Genomic DNA, 21,829 nt, shown 5'->3' on the forward strand with positions numbered 1-21,829 from the left:
AACAGTCATCAGTCAACAGTCATCAGTCATCAATCAAGAGAATCGCTACACTCTTGAGTCAAGTTTTCCTTCCACAAGTCGTCATCTGAGGAGCATAAATTAACATGACCGTCGCACAGAAAAGACCAGTAAATCCTAGATTTGATAACAGTTTCTTATCAAGTTTACAAAAGCAGTTTCCTGATTTATTCCCGCCAGCGATCGCCATCATAATTTTTCTGGTAATCTGGCAGTTATTCTCGTGGACTCCTGGCGCTACATTACCAGGCCCTGTACAAGTAATCCAAGACACCTGGATACTTATTTTGTATCCCTTCTACGATAAGGGTGGCACAGACAAAGGTCTATTTTGGCAAATTTTAGCCAGTCTCCAACGGGTAGCAATCAGCTATAGTTTAGCGGCCTTTGTTGGCGTTGCTTTAGGGGTTTTAATTGGCATTAATAAAACCATGTCCAAAGCTTTAGACCCTATATTCCAATTACTACGGACTGTACCACCTTTGGCTTGGGTTCCCATTTCCTTGGCAGCTTTAAGACAAAACGAACCAGCAGCATTATTCGTAATTTTCATTACTGCCATTTGGCCTATCTTAATTAACACGGCAGTAGGCGTAACTCAAATTCCCCAAGATTACAACAACGTTGCTAAAGTTCTTCAACTTAGCCGCAAAGAATACTTCACCAACATCCTTATTCCCTCTGCTTTACCCTACATTTTCACTGGCTTGAGAATAGCGATTGGTTTGGCTTGGTTAGCGATTATCGCCGCAGAAATCGTTATGTCCGGTATCGTTGGGATTGGTTTCTTCATCTGGGATGCTTATCAAAACAACAACGTCAGCGAAGTAATTTTAGCCCTGGTCTACATCGGTGTTGTTGGTCTGATTCTCGATAAGTTAATGGCTTGGTTGCAGAACAAAATTTTACCAGCAGAACAGAAATAGAGATTAGTCGATAGTCATTAGTCAATAGTCATTAGTTAATGGCTATTGACCAAGCGAACAAAGTCATGGGGAACAAAGGAAATGAGCGTATTTGTTGCAGTTGACCAAATTGATAAGGTATTTGAATTAACCGGCGGTGGGAAATATATCGCCCTCAAAGGAATTGACCTCCAAATTAGAAAAGGTGAATTTGTTTCTTTGATTGGTCACTCCGGTTGCGGTAAGTCCACTTTATTGAATATGATTGCTGGTTTGGATTTGCCAACTGAAGGTATAGTAACTCTGGAAGGACAAAGAATTAGCAGACCAGGGCCAGACCGGATGGTGGTTTTCCAAAACTATTCTTTGTTGCCTTGGCGGACGGTGAGAGAAAATATCGCCCTAGCTGTAAACTCAGTTATGAAGGGGATGCCGGAAGCTGAACGCAAATCAATTGTAGAAAAACATATAGATATGGTGGGTTTGCGTCCCCACGCTGATAAACAACCGGGGATGTTGTCTGGGGGACAAAAACAACGGGTAGCGATCGCCCGCGCCTTGGCAATTCGTCCTAAACTATTACTATTGGATGAACCCTTTGGGGCTTTAGATGCCCTCACCAGGGGTAATTTGCAGGAACAGTTAATGCAAATCTGCGAAGAAAATGAAGTCACTGCGGTAATGGTGACTCACGACGTAGATGAAGCTGTGCTGTTGTCTGACAGAATTGTCATGCTGACCAACGGCCCCGAATCCAAAATTGGTGACATTTTGGAAGTTGATATCCCCAGACCCCGCAAACGCATGGAAGTAGTAGAACACCCAAGCTACTACAGTTTGCGGAGTGAAATGATTTACTTCCTCAACCAACAAAAGCGGGTGAAGAAAATTCGCGCCCGGAAAACCGCAGATGTGGCTCGTCATGGGTTAGAAAAAGTTAACCTAGAAATTGGTTTCTTACCTTTGACAGCTTGCGCCCCCTTAGCTGTGGCTAAAGAAAAAGGTTTCTTTACTAAGCATGGTTTAGATGAAGTTAACCTAGTGCGGGAAACTAGCTGGCGGGGTATTGTGGATGGTATGAAAGGCGGTTATATAGATGCTGCCCAAATGCCTTCCGGGATGCCTATGTGGTTAACCTTGGGAGGACATGACAACCAACCCCTGCCTGTGGTTACCGCCCTCACCATGACCCGCAACGGTAACGCCATCACTTTGGCGAAACGCTTTTATGATGAAGGTGTCCGCAGCTTATCGGACTTCAAAAATTATCTGTTGCGTACCCGTGACCAACGCCACATCATGGGGGTAGTCCATCCCGCATCGATGCACAATTTATTGCTACGTTACTGGTTAGCGGCTGGTGGAATTGACCCTGATTTAGATGTGGATATGAGAACCATCCCACCAGCCCAGATGGTAGCCGACTTGCAAAACAAAAGTATTGATGGTTATTGCGTGGGTGAACCTTGGAATTACCGCGCCGCCGTGGAAAATATCGGCTTTACCATTGCTACCGACTTAGAAGTGTGGTTGGGACACCCCGGTAAAGTCTTGGGTGTGCGGGAAGATTGGGCAGAAAAATATCCTAATACCCACATCGCCTTAACTAAAGCTTTGCTGGAAGCCTGTGAATATTGTTCTCGACCAGAAAATGTCGAAGAAGTTAGAAGAATAGTAGCGGGTAGAGATTACGTCAGCACAGATTTAGATTACATTCAACTGGAAGACCCGAATAGCCTTGTCTGTGATATAGACCACCCATTACGGGACTACGCCCACCACCAGTTTTTTGCTGAGTCAGCCATCAACCGTCCCAGCCGTACCGAACAAATCTGGATTATGAGTCAGTTGGCGCGCTGGGGTGATACGCCTTTCCCCAGAAATTGGGTAGAAGTTGTAGAACGGGTTTGTCGTGTACGGGTTTTCAGTACCGCCGCCAGAGAATTAGGTCTGGACATCAGCTACACTCGCCAACCCATCGAATTATTTGATGGAACACCCTTTAACGCCGACGACCCTATAGCCTATCTCAACAGCTTGCACATTAAGCGTGATTTCTCCATTGCGGAAGTCATCTTAGACTCGCCAACCAGAAGAGTAGCTTAACAATTCAAAATACTCCTATCGGAGAAGCAAGCTACAAAATTCAAAATCACAGCCAGTAGGGTGTGTTATGCCGCAGGTTAACACACCGCACCCATAATCTTCAATGGTGCGTTAGGACTAACGTCCTGAACACACCCTACAAAACTCCCCCACTACCCCCTTCACCACCATGCAAAACCGTAGTTCAAGCGTTACCGAAACCACCAGAAGCAGACAGGAAAGACACTCAGTTAGTGCGACTAACAACAGACCTTTCCTAGAAATTAAAGATGTTAGTAAAGTCTATCCCACCAAGAAAGGCCCCTTCACCGTCCTTGATGGCGTTAACTTAAATGTAGAACAGGGTGAATTTCTCTGCGTTATTGGTCACTCTGGTTGTGGTAAATCCACACTGCTAAATATGGTGTCTGGTTTTAACTTTCCTACCTCCGGGCAAGTTTTACTGGAAGGTCAACCCATCACCCAACCTGGCCCCGATAGAATGGTGGTGTTTCAGAACTATGCCCTCCTTCCTTGGCGGACTGCTTTTGAAAATATCTACCTAGCGGTGAATGCTGTTTACCCCAACAAGCCAGAACCAGAGAAAAGGGCAATTGTTCGGGAACATCTGGCAATGGTGGGACTGGCTGATGCGATGGAGAAAAAACCCATGCAAATGTCAGGGGGTATGAGACAACGGGTATCTATTGCCCGTGCTTTGGCAATTCGTCCCAAAGTCCTGATTTTAGACGAACCTTTTGGGGCGCTAGATGCCATTACCAAGGAAGAATTACAAGAAGAATTGTTGAAAATCTGGGGTGATAATCGCTGCACAGTATTGATGATTACCCACGATATCGATGAGGCGCTATTTTTAGCCGATAAATTGGTCATGATGACCAACGGCCCCCACGCCAAAATCGGTGAAGTGTTGGAAATTCCATTTTCTCGCCCACGCGATCGCGCCCGTATAATGGAAGATCCAGAATACTATAAACTGCGTAACTACGCCCTAGACTTTCTCTTTAATAGATTTGCCCATGATGATGTGGGATAACAACGTTCCCCAGATGACGACTGTTAGCACTTAGGTAAAAGATAAAAGGTAACATCACCCGATTTTACCACTTATCTTCTACCTTTTTTTTAAATAGCAATCATCAATAATTTGTGAGATACTAGATCCCCGACTTCTCAAAGAAGTCGGGGATCTATAGTATTTTATGGCGACAATATTTATGTTTTTTAACTATGATAAATATAGTTGCTTGTTAGAGGTTATTGATAAAGTAAAAATAAAATTTCTGCCGGGGAAGCATTGCGTTACGGAGGTTTGCTGTGTTGTGGCAACTGGCGTGGTGTTAGTATCTGTATATGTCCGGTTTTGATGGGCTATGCTTACTACGGATAATTCACAAATTCAATAGTAATCTTATCTCTTAACCACAGATTACGTATTACAAATTACAATTATTATGAGCCTCCGCGCACTGTTATTAGTCAATCGTCATGCCCGCCAAGGACAAGCGCGTCTATTGGAGGCAATTAATCATCTGAAGAAATTTAATTTTCAGTTAATCGAGGAATCAACAGAACATCCTAAGCATCTTTCTCAAGTTATACATAAGTATAAATATCAAGTCGATTTAGTCATAGTTGGAGGGGGTGATGGTACATTAAATGCTGTCGTTGATGCTTTAGTCGAAACACAATTACCTTTAGGAATTTTACCACTAGGAACTGCTAATGACTTAGCTAGAACACTAGGAATTTCTAACTCATTGCCTGAAGCTTGTAGAACAATTGCCGAAGGAGAATTAAGACGTATTGATTTAGGTTGGGTAAATGGTAAACACTTTTTTAATGTTGCCAGTTTAGGACTGAGTGTAAAAATTACCCGCCGACTTACCAAAGAATTTAAACGTCGCTGGGGAATATTTGCTTATGCTGTGACAGCAATACAAGTTATTTGGGAATCTCGTCCTTTTAGTGCAGAGATTCACTCTAAAGACAGAGTTTTTCGTGTCAAAACTGTACAAATTGCTGTCGGAAATGGCCGCTATTACGGCGGTGGTATGGCTATAGTTCCCGATGCTAGTATTGATGACCAAAGACTAGACCTTTATAGTTTAGAAATTAGTCATTGGTGGGAAATTATTCCCTTATTACCTGCAATGCGAAATGGCAGACACATTCATCGACAAAACGTCCGCGCCCTCAACGGACAGGAGTTTGAAGTTTATACACGTAAACCCCGTGCTATTAATACCGATGGTGAAATCACAACCTATACCCCCGCCACCTTTCGCGTTATTCCTAAGGCTGTAGCTGTTTTAGTTCCACCAGTGTGAAGTATAAATGTTTGCAACTCTTACACTCCTACACCCCTACACCCGGTTTCCACAGAAAATCTGGGTGCGTAAGTTGTATTGATATGTTGTATTTATTTTATTTAGATTAAGTGGGATTATTGTGGCAATTCACCTCAATTCACACCAAGTGCGTTTAAGCTTTTCTCAAGAAATTAAGTCATTGCTGCAACGTTTAGCCGAACAGCATTTGACACTTGGCGACATTTTGGCGGAAACCTCAGAACGTGGTTTTAGCTTGGTAATTGCATTATTGGTTTTGCCTTTCTTATTTCCTATGCCACCAGGGGCAACCGGGCCTTTTGGTGCTGCTTGTCTGATATTATCGGTACAGATGGTTTTGGGTAGGCGATCGCCTTGGTTACCAAAAAAAATCGCTCATTATAAATTCCCGCGTCCTTTTGCCCAGTTTCTTCTTCAAAATCTGCGGCGTGTCACCAAGGTTGTAGAGAAAATCGCCCGTCCCCGCTTAAGTAAAATTGCGGATAACCCTTTAACTTGGCGTATCAACGGGTTTTGTATATCTTGGTTGACAATATTACTCATCTCACCAATTCCCTTAACTAACCCGATACCTACTGTAGGTATTTTATTATTAGCGATCGCCACAATTGAATCTGATGGTTTACTAATTTGCCTCAGCTATGTTGCTACGGCTGTCATTACAGCCGTATTTGCATTTATTGGTTACGGTTTATGGTTGGCTCCTAGTATTCTACCCTCTATTTTTAAATAGATAATTAGTCGGGGTTTGTTTTTTAAAACCCTATGTAAAGCGGCTGTAGGTATAGGTGATATTAAGAGTTTGTTCAGTCCCTGATAGGATTTTTGTTAGTTAAAACAATGTGGGTTTGATAAATTCGGAATAACCCCTCTCCAAACCTCTCCCCGCGTCGGGAAGAGGCTTAAAACCCTGATTATTTGGTACTTAGTTGTGGATTTTTAGCCCCTTCCCTTGTAGGGAAGGGGTTGGGGTTAGGTTTCGTCGAACTAACACTAAAACAAGGCAATGAATGGGCAAATCAATTGCTCTAGCTGCGCCGTTTCAATCCCTGATAGGGATTTTTGTTAATTAAAACCTGACCTTTAGAGCTAAGTAAATCTAAAGTCCTGGCACGTTTCAATCCCTGATAGGGATTTTTGTTAATTAAAACTTTTGTAGCAACGACGCTAGAGTATGCGCTTACGAGACGAGATGTTTCAATCCCTGATAGGGATTTTTGTTAATTAAAACAATACCGCGATCGTTGCCGTCATTAGAAGTTAACGGGTTTCAATCCCTGATAGGGATTTTTGTTAATTAAAACATGTGTGCAACTCTAATTGAATTTGGAATTCTTTGTTTCAATCCCTGATAGGGATTTTTGTTAATTAAAACCTTTAAAGGAAAAATGTATTTATGGCTACAGCAAAAGCAAGTTTCAATCCCTGATAGGGATTTTTGTTAATTAAAACTTGCTACCATTTTTGTCGCTACGGAACGACAACTCAATGTTTCAATCCCTGATAGGGATTTTTGTTAATTAAAACAGGCGGAATCAGCGCTCGATACTGTACTCAGTGGTTTCAATCCCTGATAGGGATTTTTGTTAATTAAAACGGTAAAAGAGTATGAATCAAGACGTGAATAAGTTTGTTTCAATCCCTGATAGGGATTTTTGTTAATTAAAACATTAACACCTGAAAACCCGTACTTGGAAAGTTTTAATCGGTTTCAATCCCTGATAGGGATTTTTGTTAATTAAAACGGATTTACGCTCAGTTATGTTTGAGCGTAGGGTGAGCGCGTTTCAATCCCTGATAGGGATTTTTGTTAATTAAAACCTGTTCAAACTTGCGGAGATTTCTTAGTAGATGGGTGAGCGCGTTTCAATCCCTGATAGGGATTTTTGTTAATTAAAACTTTACGGCGGTGAGCAAACCTCAAGTGACGATTCTATCTACGTTTCAATCCCTGATAGGGATTTTTGTTAATTAAAACGATGGTTGATAGGCTTCCCGTATAGGTTTGTGAAGTTTCAATCCCTGATAGGGATTTTTGTTAATTAAAACTAACAAAGCATTGGCAGAGGTAGTTACCGAAAGAGTTTCAATCCCTGATAGGGATTTTTGTTAATTAAAACTTATCCCAAAGCATAGAAGAGAGTTTTGCTAGTATTGTTTCAATCCCTGATAGGGATTTTTGTTAATTAAAACTAAGCGGTGGAATAGCTGGTGGTATGTTATTCCATGCGGTTTCAATCCCTGATAGGGATTTTTGTTAATTAAAACTAAAAGTGCAATTGGCTCTGAAAATTACCAACAGATGTTTCAATCCCTGATAGGGATTTTTGTTAATTAAAACATACGCAACTGCGTTGCTGTTTCTCAGGGGTTTTCGTTTCAATCCCTGATAGGGATTTTTGTTAATTAAAACCTTGCTTATAGACAGAAGTTTATTAATAGAGTACTAGTTTCAATCCCTGATAGGGATTTTTGTTAATTAAAACTGCCTGGGTCTAGAAGGCTTACTGTATTTAGTTTTCAAGGTGCGGTTGCGTCAATCTGAAACTAAGGTAGCTTTTCAGCCATTGAGTTGTCAAGAGTAGCAGCTTCAAAAATCCCGAAAAAGCCACTCTGGTAAAAGATTCAAGCGATCGCGTCAACCTCGTACTGAAGCCAAACAGATTCAAATCCTTACAGCATAAGCATTTCAGCCGTAAAATTTGGTACTGGGGAAAAAACACCCATAGATTGACGCTAATCCTCGCCACTCCTTAGCGTTCATTGAGAATCAAAGTTTGATGAATTTGAGTTAACAAGTCTTCCATTGAGATGGAACGTGGGACAATTTGGGTAGCGATCGCTTTTGCCACGTCTGTGATAGATTCTGACTCCTGCTTTTTATGATGGGTCAGTCTACTGCGAGAAGTTACTTGAGTGCGGCTTAATTGTTGGTCAATCACTAAAATTGGTGGCAAATTACAGGGCAAATCCTGTAATGCTTTCAAAGCGTTGACGGCTTCTGGATGGATAGCTGATTCTCCTAGACAAATCAGCAGTAAATCGACGCTATTATGGCCAATTTGTTGTAAAACTTCTGCCCAACAGCGCGCCATTGTGGCTTTCAAGCCGGCTGTTTGTAAGTACTGAATTAAAGCTTGGAACCATTCAGTTCCCCGTTCGGCAACTTCTCCACGGCTGACAGTTTTTCTCTCTGTACTAGAACCCTTGCCTGGCTTGCGTCTAGCTTGTGGTAAATCCTCTAGCATGGTCAAGTCTACTACAAAGATACTTGGTGGGTAGCAGATACCGGAGGCAATTTGTAACACCGATAGTAAGGGATCTACTTTACCTTTGCGTAGTTCGCTGTCCTGATCTTTCACACGGGGTGTTAAACAAGGAAACACCGAAAGACCAGAGATTTGGGAAGCAGCCAAGGTTGTTTCCACGTCACAAGTGACTAAGGGTAAAGCGGCTAGGCGGGGATGTTGAGTTAACTGTTGTAAATAGGCTTTGGCTAGAGAAGTTTCTACATCCAACAAAATGACATCAAACTGCCAAACTCTGGCTAAAAGTTCGGCTTGGTCTAAATCATCCACTTCAATCACCCGGTGTTCTTGTAGTGAAGGATGGGGATTGATAGATTCCAGTTCCACATCCACTAACCGCAGAATCCGTAGAGTCTTTTTTGATTGATTCCTTTCATTAATCCCTAAACCTAGTGACTGCACCGTCGATTTGCCACATAATTTATCTAACAATGGTGTCAGGGATTGCTGTTCTACTGGCAAGCTGAGGAAACCATCGGCGCGGTTAGCAAAGGCTATTTCTTTTTCTGCCCCTGTAGCGGTCACTACTACCGGAATATGACGAGTTGCGCTATCAGATTTCAGCAGAGTCAGCACATCCCAACCAGACAGCAAAGGTAACAGGGGATTTAAAAAGATGGCTTTTGGTTGTAAACGCCTGGCTTTTTCGACAGCTTCTGTTCCTGAACGAGCAATTACTACTCGATAGCCTAAAGTTTTCAGTTGGTCGGTTAAATCTTCTATATATCTGGCTACGGCTTCCACCACCAGGACTAATCTTTGACAGGAAACTGGATGATTTTGTCCAGTATTCGTTACCCGATTGCGGGTGTTGGTGTTGGAGGTGGGTATATTTTCTACTTCCACTTCCGACTCAGCAAAACCACTGCTGGGTGGGCTAGGTGGTAACAACAAGGTAAATTGACTGCCTTTACCTTCCCGCGACAAAAAGCTGACATCACCGCCGTGGAGACGAGCTAAAGCCCTAGTTAAAACCAGTCCTAAGCCTGTACCTTCAAATTGGCGAGTCAGAGGATTTTCTAATTGTTGGAACTTTTGAAAAATTAAATGTTGTTGGTGTTCGGGAATACCAATCCCTGTATCCCAAACTGTAAAGGCAATCCATCCTTCCCAGTGACTTACTCTTAAGCCAATTTCGCCGGATATTTCTGTAAATTTGAAAGCGTTAGACAGCAGGTGAACTAGCATTTGCCGCAGACGCAGTTCATCAGCCACTATCTGGTCTAAGTCCAGTTCAATGGAGAGGGTAAATTCTGGCGTAGATTGGCGGGTGGCTTCTGTGGTGCTGCCTTTACTAGTTTGATTATGGATCGCTTTGGCTTCAGAAAGGGCGCGATCGCACACAGCCCGAATACTCACTGGTACTGGGGTCAATTCCATTTGCCCTGTTTCCATGCGAGTTAAATCCAAAATGTCATTTACCACGCTCATCAGGTGGCGACCACTTTGGTGAATTAGCCCCGCATAACGGGCTTGGCGTTCGTTCAGTTCCCCCAACTGCTGGTCTACCAGCAACCGCGATAAGCCTAAAACTGCCGTTAAGGGTGTTTTCAACTCATGACTAATACAAGCTAAAAATTCATCTTTTAAGCGATTTAACTGAATGAGATCAGCATTTTTAGCTGCAAGTTCTTTACAAAGTTGCTGCTGTTCTGTGACATCCGTCGCCAACACCAGCCATAAATCATCGGTGTTGGGCAATTTTAAATCAGTATTATCTAACAGAATTTTGGCAAACTGCCAAACTCGCTCCTGTCCGTTCTGCACTTCTACTACACAGGTACAAGTACCCATTTGACTATCTAAAAAACAGCGACTAGAGCTAGTTTTGGCGCTGGTTGTTGGTTCGTAGGGTGACAGGGGTAGCAAACCTGTGGCTGGTATTTGGGCTAACTCCTCTCCTACTTGCTCATAGCCTTGAATATGATTTGTACCTGTGGTACTTCTTTGACCAACATACTCTGGCTGTTTAATCCTGGTAGCTGCCAAAATTGCTTCCACTTGTTGACGCACACCCTCTGGATCTTTCAATGCTCCCAATTGTTGCCACCAAGCTAAATTTCGTGTTAACACTTCACCTGCACTGGTTTGCAACATGAGAGGCCAAGGTAGGCGCTCTAATAACTGTACCAATGGTTGGAGTTGGTCACCTCTAGACGCTGGTGGAGCATCTCGCAGAGAACGGGCGACATCCTGCAATGAATGTAGCGTCGGCGTTCCACTCTCCATAGGTGATCCCCTCAAACCAGCCTCGACACCATCTATATATGTAGAGTTAGGGGCATGAGAATGATTCGCTGTTTGCTCTTTTGCCAATGCTGCCAATAAACGCACACTGTCGAGAATCCCCAAGAATTTACCTTCTTCATCAACCAGTACATATTCCCAGTTATGGGCTTGGTGATACCGCCAAAATACGCCTAATTGCTCTACACTATGGCTGACTGGTAATATCTGTATTGGTTCAATTAAGGCTTGACTAAAGGTTGACAGTGGCTGTTGTAAGTTTAAAAATAGTTCATTACCTGTGGCTGCTAACAACTTCCGTGCTAGCTGGCCAGAGTGCAGCAACCCAACGGGGCATTGCTGCTCATTTACTATCACCAAGCGATCGCCAAAGGCGGGCGGTAGGCGATCGCATTGCTGTTGCTCAAAAATCTCCAGCACCATTGCCAGAGTACTTGTTTCTAAGCAACTGGTTACATTGGCTAGAAATTCATCAAGCGGATACTGTAGCATTGACATAAGGCTTTGGGGGATCATTCTTCCTCTGAAAGCCTCTAGCTCCACCATAAGCATTGGAGCAGATAGTGTTACTGCCGGAGGCAATATCTTTCAAGAAGACTCATATAAGAGATTTTGGTAGAGCTTTAACACTATTGAAACAATAGATTGGTTCTCTCGAACACTGCTATTTGCATTCACTAGCTTTCAGAGCGGTGACATTTTCCTTTGCTCCTCCGAACTCTGGCAAGATCAGCACGCCAGTTTTCTACAGATGTTTCAATTTTTTGTTGATAATGACGGCTAGAACAATTATGGCTCCAAACATTCGCTTTAGAACCTTGAGGAATTATAATGATTGAGAATGCGACAATACTTTAATTCCGTTTAAGTATCTTATCAAGGAGCAGAATAGGAAATCTCTATTCAGATAGATATACATCTGTAAATCATGAATTAGCTAACGTATTTTCGATTATGTGCAACTTTACAAAATGTAATCATTTTACTTATTTACTATTACAGATAGACAAATGAGTAAAAGACCATAACTCTATGTTTTGACATAGGCTATCTTTTAACAATGGGATTACTAATTTAAAAAATACCAATTATTCTCACTAATTTTCATACCTCTATGGATGACAGTAATTGCAAAATACACAAGTATGTAAATGCTACTATTAATATTGGTTCTTCCACCAGATGTTAAAGAAAATTTAGATCATCCACTAAAACTAGCTACTGGTGCAGTATTACGCACATGGCCGTGGATTTTAAGGTGGTCTACAAACATTTCCCCATCCCTCTCGTCTCTATTTGCTGCCATCAGTACAAAAACCTATCACTTACTGAGATGGTCAAAACCAGAGACTAACGGAAATCTTTTCAGTAAATCTCCTTATTCGTATGCCAAAAGCAACAAGCACAGTAGGTTTGTCAGCACATGACTCAAGAAGTTGATCAGCAAGTATTATTGCAGCAACTCAAATCAGATTATCGCCAGATTCTTTTAAGTTACTTTACTACAGACAAAGCATTAAAAGAAAAAATTGATAAATTTATCAATGCAGTATTTTGTGCTAATATTCCTGTGCCAGAAATTATTGAAATTCATATGGAACTAATTGATGAATTTTCTAAACAACTACGACTAGAGGGCAGAGGTGATGAAACTTTAATGGATTATCGCCTCACCCTGATAGATATCCTGGCTCATCTTTGTGAAGCCTATAGAGGGGCAATCTTTAAATAATAGAATTTCCTTACACCATAAGTAGTCACAAAAAAGAAACATAACTGACTACAAAATTCATGAAGATACCTTATATTGAAATGCTTACTTCTATCATCTACCTTTATGAATAAAGCCAGAAAGACATACGTCCTCAAGCTTTACGTAGCAGGCAATACACCGAACTCAGTCAGGGCGTTAAAAACACTCAAAAATATTTTAGAACAGGAGTTTCAAGGTATTTATGCCCTAAAAGTAATTGATGTGCTGAAAAATCCACAATTAGCAGAAGAAGATAAAATATTAGCCACCCCAACATTATCAAAGATTTTACCCCCACCAGTCCGCAAAATCATTGGTGATCTTTCAGACCGTGAAAGAGTTCTGATTGGTTTAGATTTGTTGTATGAAGAACTAACAGAAGAAGATTGGGAAGCACAAAGTAGTCTTTAATCTTTGGTGTTAAAAATAATTTACCAACTTTAGTCATATAAAAACTGGGGATAGCACCCCATTATTAGCAAACGATGAGTGAGAAAGAGCAGCCGGAACAACAAAATACATCTGGTAATGGTGTAGAAAAAATTCGCACAATGATTGAAGGCTTTGACGATATTAGTCATGGCGGTTTACCTGTTGGTAGAACTACGTTAGTCAGTGGAACCTCTGGAACAGGCAAAACTTTATTATCTCTACAGTTTCTCTTTAACGGTATTAGCTTCTTTGATGAACCAGGAGTATTTGTCACCTTTGAAGAATCGCCCAGCGACATCATCAAAAATGCCCATATTTTTGGCTGGAACTTACAACGCCTAATTAATGAGGGTAAATTATTTATTCTGGACGCATCTCCAGACCCAGAAGGCCAAGATATCGTTGGCAACTTTGATCTTTCCGCATTAATTGAGCGCTTGCAATATGCAATTCGTAAATACAAGGCCAAACGAGTATCCATCGACTCCATCACCGCCGTATTCCAGCAGTATGAAGCAGTGGGGGTTGTGCGTCGAGAGATTTTTCGCCTAGTAGCGCGTCTCAAACAACTCAATGTCACTACAATAATTACCACCGAACGCAGCGAAGAATATGGGCCAGTAGCCTCCTTTGGTGTAGAGGAATTTGTATCCGATAACGTGGTCATAGCCCGTAACGTTTTAGAAGGAGAACGTCGCCGCCGCACCATTGAAATATTGAAATTGCGTGGTACAACTCACATGAAAGGTGAGTATCCTTTCACAATTACCAATGATGGTGTGAACATTTTCCCATTAGGAGCAATGCGCTTGACTCAAAGGTCTTCTAATGTCCGGGTTTCTTCTGGTGTCAAAACTCTAGATGGAATGTGCGGTGGTGGGTTCTTTAAAGACTCAATTATTTTAGCCACAGGGGCTACTGGTACAGGTAAAACCTTGTTAGTGAGTAAATTCTTACAAAATGGCTGCGTCAACAACGAGCGAGCAATATTATTCGCTTATGAAGAATCACGCGCTCAACTATCTCGGAATGCTTATTCTTGGGGTATTGATTTTGAAGAATTAGAAAGCCAAGGTTTACTGAAGATTATTTGTACCTACCCAGAATCAACTGGATTAGAAGACCACCTGCAAATTATTAAGTCGGAAATTGCCTATTTTAAACCAGCAAGAATTGCTATTGATTCCCTGTCAGCACTAGCTAGAGGTGTAAGTAATAATGCTTTCCGGCAGTTTGTTATTGGTGTCACAGGTTATGCCAAACAAGAAGAAATTACGGGCTTCTTTACTAACACAACTGACCAATTTATGGGATCTCATTCCATAACCGACTCTCACATCTCTACAATTACCGACACAATCTTAATGCTACAGTACGTAGAGATTCGTGGGGAAATGTCAAGGGCAATTAACGTATTTAAGATGAGAGGTTCCTGGCACGACAAAGGAATTAGAGAATATAATATCACGGCAGATGGTCCAGAAATTCAAGATTCTTTCCGTAACTACGAAAGAATTGTCAGTGGCTCTCCAACCCGCGTTAGTATTGACGAGAAAGCGGAACTTTCTCGGATAGTCCGACGTTTTGAAGACAAACAGGGTTCCGATTCCTAAATTTGGTATCGTACTATATTCCTCTTTAAATTTAGTATCGTGCTATATTCTGTGGTGAAGAAAAGTTTTCTGCCGCCAGATCAATTTTCGTGTGAGGGGATGCGGTGAAAGGACAACACTTATTCTATAGTTTCTTGCCTGGTGTAACAGCAGCAGTATTGACGACTCAGCCAGCTGTGGCTGAAGCAATGAAAGTAAGTAGTGTACAACTTGTGCCTTCTTCTAGTGTTGTGACTACTCAAAATAGTCAAACTTTGCTAGTAGACAAAAATCAGACACAACTGCCTAATGCTACAGTCCAGATTTTTCCAGACATCATTCCCACTTCTGGTGTGACTACACCAAAATTACAATTTTCCAGTAGTCACAGTCACCCAGTAATCTTGACAGAAAATACTGGTATCGATAGAGAACAAAAATCCCGAAAAGATGAAGTTAAAAATTTCCCTCTCAAATCTAAACTGACTCTTTCTCAAAGGCTAAAACAAAAGCGTTTTCCCAGCCAACAAAAACAAATTAACTCAGGGATTACTAAACCGAAGTTAGTAACAAAAGTAGCTTCTGCTACCTCTACTACGCTGCTGGCTGAACAACAAACTTTTTCTCCGTCTTATATACAAAATCCTGCGCCACAGAAAAAACTGCAAACCCAGTTACCAATGGTTTTACAGGCAACAGCAAATCACGTCGGCGCAGCAAAACTCCTAAATATCAGCAGTTGCTCACCACAAACTTGTCAACTCACCAAGCTAACCGGACAGCAGATAGCTCAGGGTAATACTACACAAGACCCTACTGCTGCTCCTGTACCGGAAGAATCAACCATAGTAGATATTCAAGCGCCGACAGCTACTCCTGTCCAGACGGAATCAGTACCAGCAGATACTCAGTCACCAAGAGTTGCACCTGTCCAGACGGAATCAGCGCCAGTAGAGACTCAAGCACCTGTAGGTGCTGTAGAAGTGCCACCAAACCTGATTCCCAATGCCAATCCTCTGCAATTTCCCACCAAACCAGAAGAAGTGACACTCAAGGAGAATCAGCCGATTACCTTGACTCAGGCGCTGGAACTGGCACGGCGGAGCAATCGGGATTTACAAGTTTCTCTGTTGGAACTGCAACGCACTCAAGCCCTGCTACGAGAAGCACAGGCAGCTTTATTACCCAACTTATCTGTCAGTAGTGATGTTACCCGCAGTCAGTCTGCAGGCGGTCAACTCCAGAACGAACTGATTAGTAAACAGGGGGGAGTTGGCAACAACGATGAACCTGGTACAGCCTTTAATAGCCAAGCACAATTATCCTACGACCTTTATACTTCTGGGAGAAGGAAAGCTGCTATTCAAGAAGCTGAGGAACAGGTACGTTTTAATGAATTGGATGTAGAGCGCCAGTCAGAAGAAATTCGCTTGAGCGTGACTAGAGCATATTACGACTTGCAACAGGCAGATGAACAAGTCCGTATTGCTCGGTCGGCGGTAGAAAATGCCCAAGCTAGCTTGCGAGATGCGGAAGCCTTAGAAAGGGCTGGGGTGGGTACCAGATTTGATGTACTGCGATCGCAAGTAAACTTAGCTAATAATACCCAACAGCTAACCAATAACCTATCTCGGCAACAAACCACTCGCCGTCAACTAGCAACCCTGTTAAGCATTCCTCAGGCGGTAAATATCAGCGCTGCCGACCCTGTACAATTAGCAGGACTGTGGAACCAATCCCTAGAACAAAGCATCATCCTCGCTTATCAAAACCGTCCCGAATTGCATCAGCAATTGGCACAAAGAAACATCAGCGAGCAACAACGTCGGCAAGCATTAGCAACCTTGGGGCCACAAGTCAGCTTCGTTGCTAACTACAACTTACTGGATCAGTTTGATGATGGTGTCGGTCTGACTGACGGTTATTCTGTCGGAGTGAGAGCAACCTTAAACTTGTATGACGGTGGAGCCGCTAGAGCCAGAGCATCCCAAGCTAGAGCTAATATTGCGATCGCCGAAACTCGATTTGCTAGCCAGCGAGACCAAGTCCGCTTCCAAGTAGAGCAGGCCTTTACCAACCAACGCTCCAACCTAGAAAACGTGCAAACTGCCAATGTTGCCCTAGAACAGGCTAGAGAAGCACTGCGTCTAGCGCGGTTGCGTTTCCAAGCTGGTGTAGGTACTCAAACAGATGTGATTAACTCAGAAAATGACTTAACACAGGCTGAGGGTAACAGAATCACGGCAATTCTCGATTACAATCGTGCCTTAGCCGAACTACAACGTGCTGTTACTTCTAGAGCATTAATTAGTAGTCAGTAGTCGGTAGTCAACCGTCAACTAACCATAACCTATAAACTATGGACTATGGACTACTGATTATTTACTCATGACAACAGTTACATCACAAGAAATAGCATTGTTTCGCTCTCAATTGGCAGATGATCTGGGAGCAATGGAGGCTTTGGACTTAATTGAGGACTGCGAAGGAGATTTAGAAGATGCGGCGATGACACTAGCCATCAAAGCAGGACAAGAACCAGAACGAGCTAACGCCGAATGGCTAGATGCTCTGGCAAGAAAGTGGCGTGCTGTTATTTGTGAGCCAGAATTCCGTAGTTCCTTGCTTAACGGCTCAATTATCGAGATGATGGCTCATCTCAAAACCATGCCCACCTTCCCGAATATTTTGGCAACACCAGTTTTGATATATATTCTCAAGCAAGGTGTCGATGACTTTTGTGAGCCTTTAGATGCGCTTAAGTGAGGAGGTAGGGGATTGGGGACTGGGGACTGGGGATTGGGTAAATTTTTCTCCCCTGCTCCTCTGCCTCATCTCCTCACTGTCTGCATTGATGGAACAATGACTGATAACCTGTTAATTAGGGCAAAATTTTTATCAGACAAATTTTTCTATCAATGAATTACCTTGTAGCCGTATTACCAGATCGCATCCAAGCAGAAGCTGCTTACTTAGCCTTAGAACGAGAAGGTATTAATAGCACGATCTTGGGTAGAGGGTATAAAACTGCTGATGAGTTTGGCTTGATTGATCCCAATCTCCAAGCTAAAAAGCAAGTGAAGCTAATGGCATATTGGTTAGTACCATTCGGCTTTTTTGCCGGTTTTACCTTTAGCTACATCACTGGTTTGAATACCTTCGCCTGGGCGGGTGAAATTGGTAATCACGTTGTAGGCGGTATTTTAGGCGCTGCTAGTGGTGCTATGGGTAGTGTAGTTGTTGGCGGAGGAGTAGGCTTAATTATTGGTGGTGGTGATGCTTTACCTTACCGTAATCGCTTAGATGCAGGTAAATACTTGATTGTAGTTCAAGGTTCGGAAACGCTGTCTCGCCAAGCAACCCGAATATTGCGCCAGTTTGAGCCAGAAAATATCCAAGGTTACGCTGATACAAGTCCTGTGTGAGGAGTTGGGGATTGGGGACTGGGGATTGGGGACTGGGATTAGGCAAGTATCGAACGATAACAACCGACAACTGACAACTGACAACCGACAACTGACAACCGACTATATAAAAATGCTGCCACGAGAAGAACTTTTAAAGGGTGTGGAAAATCGAGATAGTGTAGCTCGTGTAATTGACCAAGCAGAGCAAGCTATTAAGACTTGGGAAGTGGTTGTGACAGATTTTTTGTCTCCGCCGGAGTTGGCAGAGATTCAACGGGTGTTTAGTCGGTTAACAGACGTGCAGTTGGTGGCCTGGGGTGGATATCCGCAAGCAGAACGCCAAAGATTAGCGATCGCCCGTGCTGAGTTACCCTTAGATCAATCTCAAGTTAGTTTGGTAGTGCTAGAAATTGCAGGTAATTTCCTATTTGACTCGGCGACTCACCGCGATTTTTTAGGCGCAATGCTGGGAACGGGGATTGTCAGGGAGAAAACTGGCGATATTATTGTTTTGGGTGAACGGGGAGCGCAAGCCATTGTTGTTCCAGAGTTAGCAGAATTTTTGCAAATTCATCTTAATCAGGTGCGTTCTGTTCCTGTGAAAACCCAACCCATTGAGCTAGCTGAGTTAAAAGTTCGGGAACCGAAGAAGAAAGAATTGACGACAGTGGAAGCTTCTTTGCGGTTAGATGCGATCGCCTCTGCTGGTTTTGGGATGTCTCGCAGTAAGATGGTAGACTTGATTGATTCGGGTGATGTCCGTGTCAATTGGAAAGAAGTCACCCAAGCCAGTTCCCAAGTAAAATCAGGTGACTTAATCGCTATTCGCGGTAAAGGACGCTTAGAAGTTGGAGAAATTGCCGTAACGAAAAAAGAACGTTATCGTGTCCAACTGACTAGATATATGTAAGTTGAGAGTTGACAGTTGACAAAATAAAAAATTAACCGCAATTGATGGTTTGGTGGGGTGCTAACACTACTGGCGACAGCTATATCCGAGAACTAATACTAATTCTCTATAAATTTGCGCCCAATAGATGATGTAGAGACGTTGCATGCAACGTCTCTACAGTACAGAATAAAGTGCATCTCCATCAAGAACCGGTATAAGCTTTAAAGTGTTTAGCTAAAAGACTAAGCAAAGTTTTGCGTGGTACAAGTCGAGCCACATTGCTTCTAAGTTGGGTACTAGTATCACTGATAATTACCGTTGGTTCCCAGTTTTCCAAGGCTTTGAGTGATTTCAAGACAACTTCTTCAGAACTCATTACCTTATTTGTGGTTTCCGCCAAAGCTTGGGGAAAATTAGCCTCAGTAAAAAAGTCAGTTTCTGTTGGCCCTGGACAAGTAACTAAAACACGAACACCATATTGGCGATTTTCTGCCCATAAAGCTTCACTAAAACTCACAATAAAAGCCTTACTTGCGGCATAAACGGAAAGATAAGGTATCGGTTGAAAGCCTGCAATAGAAGCGACGTTAATAATGCTTCCCGAACGGCTTTGACGCATTAAAGGCAAGAATCTATGGGTTAAATCTACCAATGCTAAAACGTTTAACTGGACAATTTTAATTTGTTTTGTGCGATCGCTTTGGGCAAATTCACCATAATCGCCGAACCCAGCATTGTTAATTAAACAATCAATCGTCAGTCCCTTGCTTTTGGTGATATCAAATACATCCGCGACTGCATCTGTTTCTGTTAAGTCTTTAGCGATTACATCTACTTGAATTTTGTGTTGCTGTTGTAATTCTTGAGCTAATTGATGTAACTTATCTTGCGATCGCGCTACAAGCACAAGATTGCTCCGACGCGCCGCTAATTCTTGAGCAAAGGCTTTACCTATACCGCCAGAAGCACCCGTAATTAAAGCAGTTGGCATTTGAGATAATAAGTATTTTCTTATGCTACTTATAAATTTTAACAATATATCTTATGGTCTTTAGTCATTTGTAAAAATCCAGTACCGTAGATTATTGACCTGATGACACGCTGTCTTATTTCTGCCAGTTAAGTTTTTTGGGTGATGATGGGAATACTAGTATCATAAATTATACTTTATCTCTATGTATCGCCTCAATCAAAGAGCCTGGAAACTATTGCTAGCAGAAGTGGAAAAATGTAGTGGTAATGACCAAGTTAGTAAGATTGAACGGGAAATAGTAATTAAACGATTAGAGAAATTGCGTTTAGAAACAGGCTCTCCTGCTCAGATAGACGAGTTACGGGATATATTTTTGGACATATATCCGCAATTCAGTGAGAAAGTCCTCAAGCAAGCTGCAAAAGCAAATCAAGCGCCTGGACTTTTTACCAAAATCAAATGGACAGTAATTCTCGTGGGTAGTTCGGCGGGGATTGTCTGGCTAGTGAATTTACCTTATCCCATGATTCGCTGGCCTGTGGCGAGAACAGTACCAATCCTACTGTTACCCAGCTATATGAGTATGGACTATCACTATCGGGGAGTAATTCAAAATCTGGAGCAAGCTGACCAGTTAATTAATAAAGCTACTAGTTCATTTGATATTGAGGAGGGCGCAAAAAAGGTTCAAGAAGCACAAAAACATCTAGATAATCTACCAGTTTGGTTTCTTGGATATTATCCCCAGGCTTACTGTAGTTTGTTTGGTTGCAGTTGGCGATTTACTTTAGATGAGTTTGAAGCAGCTCGTCAACGGACTGCACGAATTAGTGCTGTTGTTTTCCAAGACAAGAATGCTTTAACACCACTTAATCAAGGTGAACTAGCCATAGAATTGGCGAAAAAACAATATGAACAAGCGGCTAATAGCAAAGATAGAGAACAGGCGATCGCCTCTTGGCAAGCAGGAATCGACCAGTTAGAAGAAATTCCCTCGCAAACATTAGCTGCAAAAACCGCAAAAGCGAAGCTAAGAGCCTACACACGGGATTTTGACAACGCTCGAATTGGTAGTTTTATTGTTGCGGCTCAAGAATTTGATCTCGCCGCCGAGAAAATCAAACAAACACAGCCACAAACAGCCTCGGAATTATGGCAACAAGCCATGAACCGCATTAACCAGGTTCCCTTGGAAAACCCTAGATACTTGGAAGCACAAAAGTTATTGGCAATTTACCAGGGCAAAATTCAGGGCATTGTTGATCCTAAAAGTGGCAAATTAATTGAGGGAGCCAAACAATTCGCCTTGGCTGCGGCTCAAGCCTCCCAAAACCCACCACATACAGAAACAAAATGGAAGCAAATTGCTAAACTGTGGTCAACAGCAATTGAGCAATTACAAAATGTGCGCGTAGAAGAACCCGGTTATGTGGAAGCGCAGAAGTTATTAGCAAGTTACCAAACCAACTTAGGAATTATCGAAACTCGACTGCAAGCTGAAACTGAGTCGCAGTCATCACTGAAACAAGCTAATGAACAAATTCAAAGTTTGATTGCGGCTCCTCCCTCCGACCCGCAACAGTTCCAAGGTCAAATACAAGGGATTATCAATCAGCTCAACACTATTAAGCCTGGAACAACAGCCTACCCTGAAGGGCAAAGACTAATAGCTTTGGCACAGCAGCGACTGAAACAATAAAACTTTGCTTTTATAGGAAATGTGTGTTACTGTTATAAATCGTGTGGTTAAGGACGTATAGCTCAGTTGGTTAGAGCGCTACGTTGACATCGTAGAGGTCACTGGTTCGAATCCAGTTACGTCCATTTTTTTAAGGCAAAAATACT

The 21,829-nt window shown here is 42.4% G+C and carries 15 protein-coding genes, 1 tRNA gene and 1 CRISPR repeat array; of the genes, 14 read left to right on the top strand and 2 right to left on the bottom strand.

Features of this window, described 5'->3' with window-relative positions:
- Positions 1-104: 104 nt before the first annotated feature.
- From ntrB to ACM5QX_RS12310, 5 genes are all read left to right on the top strand, one after another.
- A complete protein-coding gene (gene ntrB / locus ACM5QX_RS12290) occupies positions 105-944 on the top strand; it encodes a nitrate ABC transporter permease (protein ID WP_414753759.1) in 840 nt (279 codons plus the stop codon).
- Between the two features lie 81 nt (positions 945-1,025).
- Entirely contained in the window at positions 1,026-3,029 is a 2,004-nt protein-coding gene (locus tag ACM5QX_RS12295) for a nitrate ABC transporter ATP-binding protein (RefSeq protein ID WP_414753760.1), read from the top strand.
- A 169-nt stretch (positions 3,030-3,198) separates the two neighbouring features.
- Positions 3,199-4,065, top strand: a complete 867-nt coding sequence (locus ACM5QX_RS12300; RefSeq protein ID WP_011317872.1) for a nitrate ABC transporter ATP-binding protein — start codon at positions 3,199-3,201, stop codon at positions 4,063-4,065.
- 418 nt (positions 4,066-4,483) lie between these two features.
- Entirely contained in the window at positions 4,484-5,359 is an 876-nt protein-coding gene (locus ACM5QX_RS12305; RefSeq protein WP_414753761.1) for a lipid kinase, read from the top strand.
- A gap of 121 nt (positions 5,360-5,480) precedes the next feature.
- Positions 5,481-6,113 (top strand): exopolysaccharide biosynthesis protein, encoded by a 633-nt coding sequence (locus tag ACM5QX_RS12310; RefSeq protein ID WP_414753762.1) that lies wholly within the window; start codon positions 5,481-5,483, stop codon positions 6,111-6,113.
- A gap of 306 nt (positions 6,114-6,419) precedes the next feature.
- Positions 6,420-7,866: direct repeats of the CRISPR family, unit length 37 nt; unit sequence GTTTCAATCCCTGATAGGGATTTTTGTTAATTAAAAC.
- A 267-nt stretch (positions 7,867-8,133) separates the two neighbouring features.
- Here ACM5QX_RS12310 and ACM5QX_RS12315 read toward each other — a convergent pair.
- Positions 8,134-11,433 carry an ATP-binding protein gene (locus ACM5QX_RS12315; RefSeq protein WP_414753763.1) on the bottom strand — a complete coding sequence of 1,100 codons (3,300 nt, stop codon included), beginning with the start codon at positions 11,431-11,433 and terminating at the stop codon, positions 8,134-8,136.
- A gap of 925 nt (positions 11,434-12,358) precedes the next feature.
- Here ACM5QX_RS12315 and ACM5QX_RS12320 point away from each other — a divergent pair.
- From ACM5QX_RS12320 to ACM5QX_RS12350, 7 genes are all read left to right on the top strand, one after another.
- Positions 12,359-12,667 (top strand): circadian clock protein KaiA, encoded by a 309-nt coding sequence (locus ACM5QX_RS12320; RefSeq protein ID WP_153228496.1) that lies wholly within the window; start codon positions 12,359-12,361, stop codon positions 12,665-12,667.
- A gap of 105 nt (positions 12,668-12,772) precedes the next feature.
- Entirely contained in the window at positions 12,773-13,099 is a 327-nt protein-coding gene (gene kaiB / locus ACM5QX_RS12325; protein WP_011317867.1) for a circadian clock protein KaiB, read from the top strand.
- A 74-nt stretch (positions 13,100-13,173) separates the two neighbouring features.
- Complete coding sequence (gene kaiC / locus ACM5QX_RS12330; RefSeq protein ID WP_011317866.1) at positions 13,174-14,733, top strand: circadian clock protein KaiC; 1,560 nt, start codon at positions 13,174-13,176, stop codon at positions 14,731-14,733.
- Between the two features lie 104 nt (positions 14,734-14,837).
- Entirely contained in the window at positions 14,838-17,033 is a 2,196-nt protein-coding gene (locus ACM5QX_RS12335; protein ID WP_414753764.1) for a TolC family protein, read from the top strand.
- A 67-nt stretch (positions 17,034-17,100) separates the two neighbouring features.
- Positions 17,101-17,478, top strand: coding sequence for a hypothetical protein (locus ACM5QX_RS12340; protein WP_414753765.1), 378 nt, complete (start codon positions 17,101-17,103; stop codon positions 17,476-17,478).
- A gap of 152 nt (positions 17,479-17,630) precedes the next feature.
- Positions 17,631-18,137, top strand: a complete 507-nt coding sequence (locus tag ACM5QX_RS12345; RefSeq protein ID WP_011317863.1) for a hypothetical protein — start codon at positions 17,631-17,633, stop codon at positions 18,135-18,137.
- A 112-nt stretch (positions 18,138-18,249) separates the two neighbouring features.
- Positions 18,250-19,029: a photosystem II S4 domain protein gene (locus tag ACM5QX_RS12350; protein ID WP_190567113.1), complete on the top strand. Its 780-nt coding sequence runs from the start codon at positions 18,250-18,252 to the stop codon at positions 19,027-19,029.
- A 184-nt stretch (positions 19,030-19,213) separates the two neighbouring features.
- Here the strand turns inward: ACM5QX_RS12350 and ACM5QX_RS12355 are convergent, their stop codons facing one another.
- Positions 19,214-20,002 (bottom strand): SDR family NAD(P)-dependent oxidoreductase, encoded by a 789-nt coding sequence (locus ACM5QX_RS12355; protein ID WP_414753766.1) that lies wholly within the window; start codon positions 20,000-20,002, stop codon positions 19,214-19,216.
- Between the two features lie 184 nt (positions 20,003-20,186).
- Here ACM5QX_RS12355 and ACM5QX_RS12360 point away from each other — a divergent pair, with 184 nt between their 5' ends.
- Together ACM5QX_RS12360 and ACM5QX_RS12365 are read left to right on the top strand one after the other, a co-directional pair.
- Positions 20,187-21,683: a hypothetical protein gene (locus tag ACM5QX_RS12360; protein ID WP_414753767.1), complete on the top strand. Its 1,497-nt coding sequence runs from the start codon at positions 20,187-20,189 to the stop codon at positions 21,681-21,683.
- A 51-nt stretch (positions 21,684-21,734) separates the two neighbouring features.
- Positions 21,735-21,808: transfer RNA gene (locus tag ACM5QX_RS12365), tRNA-Val, on the top strand.
- The last annotated feature ends 21 nt before the right edge of the window (positions 21,809-21,829 follow it).

Source organism: Anabaena sp. CCY 9910 (genome assembly GCF_963920875.1).
In the GTDB taxonomy this organism is placed as follows: Bacteria; Cyanobacteriota; Cyanobacteriia; order Cyanobacteriales; family Nostocaceae; genus Trichormus; species Trichormus variabilis.

Bases quoted from the DNA above. Each gene is read 5' to 3' on its own strand.
- ntrB (WP_414753759.1), top strand. From the start codon at position 105: ATGACCGTCGCACAGAAAAGACCAGTAAATCCTAGATTTGATAACAGT.
- ACM5QX_RS12295 (WP_414753760.1), top strand. From the start codon at position 1,026: ATGAGCGTATTTGTTGCAGTTGACCAAATTGATAAGGTATTTGAATTA.
- ACM5QX_RS12300 (WP_011317872.1), top strand. From the start codon at position 3,199: ATGCAAAACCGTAGTTCAAGCGTTACCGAAACCACCAGAAGCAGACAG.
- ACM5QX_RS12305 (WP_414753761.1), top strand. From the start codon at position 4,484: ATGAGCCTCCGCGCACTGTTATTAGTCAATCGTCATGCCCGCCAAGGA.
- ACM5QX_RS12315 (WP_414753763.1), bottom strand. From the start codon at position 11,433: ATGTCAATGCTACAGTATCCGCTTGATGAATTTCTAGCCAATGTAACC.
- ACM5QX_RS12320 (WP_153228496.1), top strand. From the start codon at position 12,359: ATGACTCAAGAAGTTGATCAGCAAGTATTATTGCAGCAACTCAAATCA.
- kaiB (WP_011317867.1), top strand. From the start codon at position 12,773: ATGAATAAAGCCAGAAAGACATACGTCCTCAAGCTTTACGTAGCAGGC.
- kaiC (WP_011317866.1), top strand. From the start codon at position 13,174: ATGAGTGAGAAAGAGCAGCCGGAACAACAAAATACATCTGGTAATGGT.
- ACM5QX_RS12340 (WP_414753765.1), top strand. From the start codon at position 17,101: ATGACAACAGTTACATCACAAGAAATAGCATTGTTTCGCTCTCAATTG.
- ACM5QX_RS12345 (WP_011317863.1), top strand. From the start codon at position 17,631: ATGAATTACCTTGTAGCCGTATTACCAGATCGCATCCAAGCAGAAGCT.
- ACM5QX_RS12350 (WP_190567113.1), top strand. From the start codon at position 18,250: ATGCTGCCACGAGAAGAACTTTTAAAGGGTGTGGAAAATCGAGATAGT.
- ACM5QX_RS12355 (WP_414753766.1), bottom strand. From the start codon at position 20,002: ATGCCAACTGCTTTAATTACGGGTGCTTCTGGCGGTATAGGTAAAGCC.
- ACM5QX_RS12360 (WP_414753767.1), top strand. From the start codon at position 20,187: ATGTATCGCCTCAATCAAAGAGCCTGGAAACTATTGCTAGCAGAAGTG.